General features: G+C 73.8%; 5 protein-coding genes and 1 pseudogene. 3 read left to right on the forward strand and 3 right to left on the reverse strand.

Translation table 11 applies throughout. The features are described 5' to 3' along the window. The 3 genes and pseudogenes from AOK18_RS26910 to AOK18_RS26920 all read right to left on the reverse strand — a co-directional run. A pseudogene (locus AOK18_RS26910) lies at positions 1-400 on the reverse strand (hypothetical protein); the annotation flags it as partial. 183 nt (positions 401-583) lie between these two features. Next, positions 584-1291, reverse strand: a complete 708-nt coding sequence (locus AOK18_RS26915) for a GntR family transcriptional regulator (protein WP_055573870.1) — start codon at positions 1289-1291, stop codon at positions 584-586. Positions 1292-1471: 180 nt separating this feature from the next. Next, positions 1472-2833 carry an aspartate aminotransferase family protein gene (locus tag AOK18_RS26920; RefSeq protein ID WP_055696020.1) on the reverse strand — a complete coding sequence of 454 codons (1362 nt, stop codon included), beginning with the start codon at positions 2831-2833 and terminating at the stop codon, positions 1472-1474. A 169-nt stretch (positions 2834-3002) separates the two neighbouring features. Between AOK18_RS26920 and AOK18_RS26925 the strand changes: the two genes are divergently transcribed. From AOK18_RS26925 to AOK18_RS26935, 3 genes are all read left to right on the forward strand, one after another. Next, entirely contained in the window at positions 3003-3608 is a 606-nt protein-coding gene (locus AOK18_RS26925) for a type 1 glutamine amidotransferase family protein (protein WP_055696021.1), read from the forward strand. Further along, on the forward strand, positions 3605-4063 hold the full coding sequence (locus AOK18_RS26930; protein ID WP_055575090.1) for a MarR family winged helix-turn-helix transcriptional regulator: 459 nt from the start codon (positions 3605-3607) through the stop codon (positions 4061-4063). Before AOK18_RS26925 ends, AOK18_RS26930 begins: the two co-directional genes overlap by 4 nt. Before the next feature lie 78 nt (positions 4064-4141). After that, on the forward strand, positions 4142-4884 hold a 743-nt coding region (locus tag AOK18_RS26935; protein ID WP_157865222.1), incomplete at its 3' end, for a serine/threonine-protein kinase.

Raw genomic sequence — 4884 nt, forward strand, 5'->3', positions numbered from 1 at the left:
CCGCGAGGAGTCCGTCGCTGGAGAGCGGGTGCGGGAAGTCCACGGGCACGTAGGCCCCGGCGTGGTCGTAGTGCCAGACCAGGTGCGACTGCTGGGCCGTCGACTCGAACATCTCCAGCAGCTGCTCGTAGTCGCCGCCCAGCTCGCCCACGGGGGTGACCGGCAGCCCGCACACCTGGAGGAGGTAGGCGCGCCGCAGGAAGTGCAGCGCGTCGTAGTCGAAGCCCGCGACCGGGGCGACCTCGCCGGACAGGCCCGGCATGTACTGGTACACCGGCACCGGCGGCAGCCCCGCCTCGGCCAGTACCTCGTTGTACTGCGCGAGTTCCTCGGCGAACGGATTGTCGGGGGTGTGGCACAACACGTCGACGAGCGGTACCAGCCACAGGTCACAGGCCAAAGGGGGCTCCTCGCAATAGCGCGTCCACCGGCTCCGGTACGTCCGGTGCATCCGGCACGGCGGTCAGGGAAGGGTACCGACGGGGCACGGGGGCGGCTCCCCCCGTGCAGGTCCTCTACCCATACGAACACAGACGACGCGGTGCCCGGCCCCCGGGCTCCCCCTGTGCCCCGCCCGGACCGTTCAGCCGGCGGGGAGCCGTTCGACGAGGGCCAGGGAGTGGGCGTTGTACGACGCGACGACCGCGCGGGCGGCATCGGTGTCACGGCGCACCAGCGCGTCGACCAGGTCGGTGTGTTCGGCCCACAGCTCCCCCCGCAGATCGGGCAGGCGCCGCAGTTGCTGGACCACGCAGACCCAGGTCTGGACGCGGATCCGGTGCAGGAAGGCGGTGAGGTGGGGGTTGCCGAACAGGGTGATGAGTTCGCGCCAGAAGCGCAGGTCGTAGCCGATCAGCACGGTGAGTTCGCCGGCGAGGGCCGACCGCTGGGCCTCCTCCCCGCGCCGCCGGACCCCGGCGAGCGCGGCGGCGACCCGTGGTTCCTCGGGCCGCAGGCCCGCCAGGCGGCCGTGGGCGTCGGCCAGGGCGCGGAACATCCCGTCGATCACCAGCGTGCGGGCCTCGATCATGCCGCGGAAGTCGTCGACGGAGTACTCGTGCACCCGGAACCCCCGGTGCTGGTCGGCGTCGAGCAGCCCCTGCGCCGCCAGGTCGACCAGCGCCTCCCGCACGGGGGTCGCGGAGACCCCGTACTGGTCGGCGATCTCCTTGACGGTGAACTCCCGCCCCGGTTCCATGCGCCCGGCCAGTACCTCGTCGCGCAGTGCGTCGGCGATCTGCTGCCGCAGCGTGCTGCGCGTCACCGCGCCGTTGCCGCTGATGCCGGGCATGGTCGGCGTCTCCCTGGTCGTGTCCGAGTGGCGTGACCGTGCCGCGCGGGGCGCCGCGCGGGCCGTGCGCGTCCGGCGCACCCGTCGGCCGCACGCGTTCCGGCGCACGTGTCCGTCCACGGTCACGCCACCTTACGCGTTCGAATGACCTTCGTTTGTTCGAGTGACCGGGTCACCTCCTCACGGACGGTCCGTGAACCCGTCCGCCACCGACAGCGCCGAGTCCAGCGCGGCCAGCCCCTCCTTCAGCTCGGCCTCGCTCACCGTGCACGGCGGGACGACGTGGGTGCGGTTCATGTTCACGAAGGGCCACAGTCCCTCCGCCTTCGCGGCGGCGGCGAAGGCGGCCATGGGGGCGGCCGCCTCCCCGGTCGCGTCGTAGGGGATCAGCGGTTCCCGGGTCTCCCGGTTCCGCACCAGTTCCAGCGCCCAGAACATGCCGACCCCGCGGACCTCGCCCACGCTGGGGTGCCGTTCGGCCAGCCCGCGCAGTGCCGGGCCGACGACGGACTCGCCCAGCCGCGCCGCGTTCTCGACGATGCCCTCCTCGGCCATGACGTTGATCGTCGCGACGGCCGCGGCGCAGGCCAGCGGGTGCCCGGAGTAGGTGAGCCCGCCCGGGTAGGGCCGCCTGGCGAACGTCTCGGCGATCGCGCCGGAGATGGCGACGCCGCCGAGCGGCACGTAGCCGGAGTTGACGCCCTTCGCGAAGGTCATCAGGTCCGGCACGACGTCGTACAGGTCCGCCGCGAACCAGGTGCCGGTCCGGCCGAACCCGGCCATCACCTCGTCCAGGACGAAGACGATCCCGTGCTTGTCGCACAGCTCCCGCACCCCGGCGAGGTAGCCGGGCGGCGGCGGCATGACGCCCGCCGTCCCCGGGACGGTCTCCAGGACGATCGCCGCGATCGTCGCCGGCCCCTCGAAGGCGATCGTCGTCTCCAGGTGCTCCAGCGCCCGCGCGCACTCCTGCTCCTGGGTCTGCGCGTAGAAGCGGGAGCGGTACAGGAAGGGCGCCCAGAAGTGCACGACCCCGGCCGTGCCGCTGTCGGAGGCCCAGCGGCGCGGGTCGCCGGTGAGGTTGATGGTCTGCTGGGTGCCGCCGTGGTACGAGCGGTACGCGGAGAGCACCTTGGGCCGTCCGGTGTGCAGCCGCGCCATCCGGACGGCGTGCTCGACGGCGTCCGCGCCCCCGTTGGTGAAGAAGACCTTGTCCAGGTCGCCCGGCGTCCGTTCGGCGATCAGCCGGGCCGCCTCCGAGCGCGCCTCGACGGCGAACGCGGGCGCGAACGTCGCCATCCGGCCGGCCTGCTCCTGGATCGCGGCGACGACCTTGGGGTGCTGGTGGCCGATGTTGGTGAAGACGAGCCCGCTGGTGAAGTCGAGGTAGCGCCGGCCTTCGTAGTCCCAGAAGTACGACCCCTTGGCCCCGGCGACGGCGAGCGGGTCGATCAGCTCCTGCGCGGACCAGGAGTGGAAGACGTGGGCGCGGTCGGCGGCCTTCACGGCGGCCCCGGTCTCGGGGTTCGGCTGTGCAGTCATACGGGCGAGCGTAAGTCGTGACCCTCCCCCTTTGACAGCATGCTGCAGATTAGGCAGCATGCTGTCATGAGGGTCGGCCGGCCCTCACGGCCGGCCCGCCCGGCCTCCACCGCGGCGACCCCGTCCACCGGCGTCCCCCCGCACCCACCGGCGCACCCAAGGAGCGGCCATGCCCCGCAAGCCCGTCCACCTCGCCGTCTACGACACCTACGCCGACTGGGAGACCGGTCACACCACCGCGCACCTCGCCCTCGCCGGGTACGAGGTCCGTACCGTCGCCCCCACCGGGGAGCCCGTCACCAGCACCGGCGGACTGCGGGTGCTGCCCGACCTCGCCCTCGACGCGCTGCGGCCCGAGGACAGCGCACTGCTGATCCTCACCGGCGCCCGTCTCTGGGACGAGGGCGACGACCTCGCCCCCTTCGCCCGCACGGCCCGCGCCTTCCTCGACGCCGGAGTGCCCGTCGCCGCCATCTGCGGCGCCACCGCCGGACTCGCCCGCGAGGGCCTGCTCGACGAGCGGGCGCACACCGGCGCCGCCCCCTCCTACCTGGCCGCGACCGGTTACGCCGGCGGCGCGCGGTACGCCGAGGCCGACGCCGTCACCGACGGCGGACTCGTCACCGCCGGACCCACCGAGCCCGTCGCCTTCGCCCGCGAGGTCTTCCGGCTGCTCGGCGCCTACGGTGAACCGGCGATCGACGCCTGGTACCGGCTCTTCCACGACTCCGACCCCCGGGCGTACGCGGAACTCGAGGAGGCGCTGGGCCGGTGAGCCGCGCACAGCAGGAGCTGCTCAGCCGTGCCGCGCTCGGCGCCTTCCGGCTGAACGGCGAGTTCCTCGCGGTCGCCGAGGAACTCGCCCGGCCCGCCGGACTCACCGCCGCCCGCTGGCAGGTGCTCGGCGCGGTCACGCGGGAACCCCTGCCGGTCTCCGGCATCGCCCGCGTCATGGGCATCACCCGGCAGAGCGTGCAGCGCATCGCCGACCTGCTGGTCGAGCACGGTCTCGCCGAGTACCGGCCCAACCCGGCGCACCGCCGCGCCAAGCTCCTCGCCGCCACCGGGCGGGGGCGCGCGGCCGTCGCGGCGATCGGCCCCGGCCACGAGGCCTTCGCACGACGGCTCGCGGAGGCGTTCGGCGAAGCCGAACTCGCACAGGCGGTCCGGACGCTGGAACGCCTGTGCGCGGTGCTCGACGACCTCGGTCATCCTGTTACGGAACCGTAGACGACACCCGGCTCGCCCCGGACCCCGCCCGGCTTATCCTCGGGCTGTTGCTCACGGCGGGGGGAAGGCGGCGCAACGATGGACCAGCACGGACCGGGGGGCCCGGCGGGGGAGCGGGGTGCCGGGCACCCCGGCAGGATCGGCGCGTACCGGCTGCTCGCGCGGCTCGGGGCCGGCGGCATGGGGGAGGTCCACCTCGCCCGCTCCGACCGGGGGCGCACCGTCGCCGTCAAGCTGGTGCGCGAGGAACTGGCCCAGCAGGAGGAGTTCCGGGCCCGCTTCCGCCAGGAGGTGGAGAACGCCCGGCGGGTCGGCGGCGACTGGACCGCGCCGGTCCTGGACGCGGACACCGAGGCCCCGGTGCCCTGGGTCGCCACCGGATACGTCGCCGGGCCCAGCCTCCAGCAGGTCGTCGGGCACGACCACGGCGCCCTGCCCGAGCGGTCGGTGCGCATCCTCGCCGCCGGCCTCGCCCACGCGCTGAAGGACATCCACGCCGCCGGCATCGTGCACCGCGACCTCAAACCGTCCAACGTGCTCGTCACCATCGACGGACCGCGCGTCATCGACTTCGGGATCGCGCGGGCCATGGAGACCGTGACCGACGGCGGCCTCACCCGCACCGGGGCGCTGGTCGGCTCGCCCGGGTTCATGGCGCCCGAGCAGGTGCGCGGCGACCGCATCACCCCCGCCTGCGACGTCTTCTGCCTCGGCTCCGTGCTCGCCTACGCCGCCACCGGCGAGCTCCCCTTCGGCACCGCCAACAGCGGGGTCCACGCCCTGATGTTCCGCATCGCCGAGGTCGGGTTCCTCCTCGGCGA

The sequence above is a fragment of the Streptomyces prasinopilosus genome, from assembly GCF_001419695.1.
GTDB lineage: Bacteria > Actinomycetota > Actinomycetes > Streptomycetales > Streptomycetaceae > Streptomyces > Streptomyces prasinopilosus.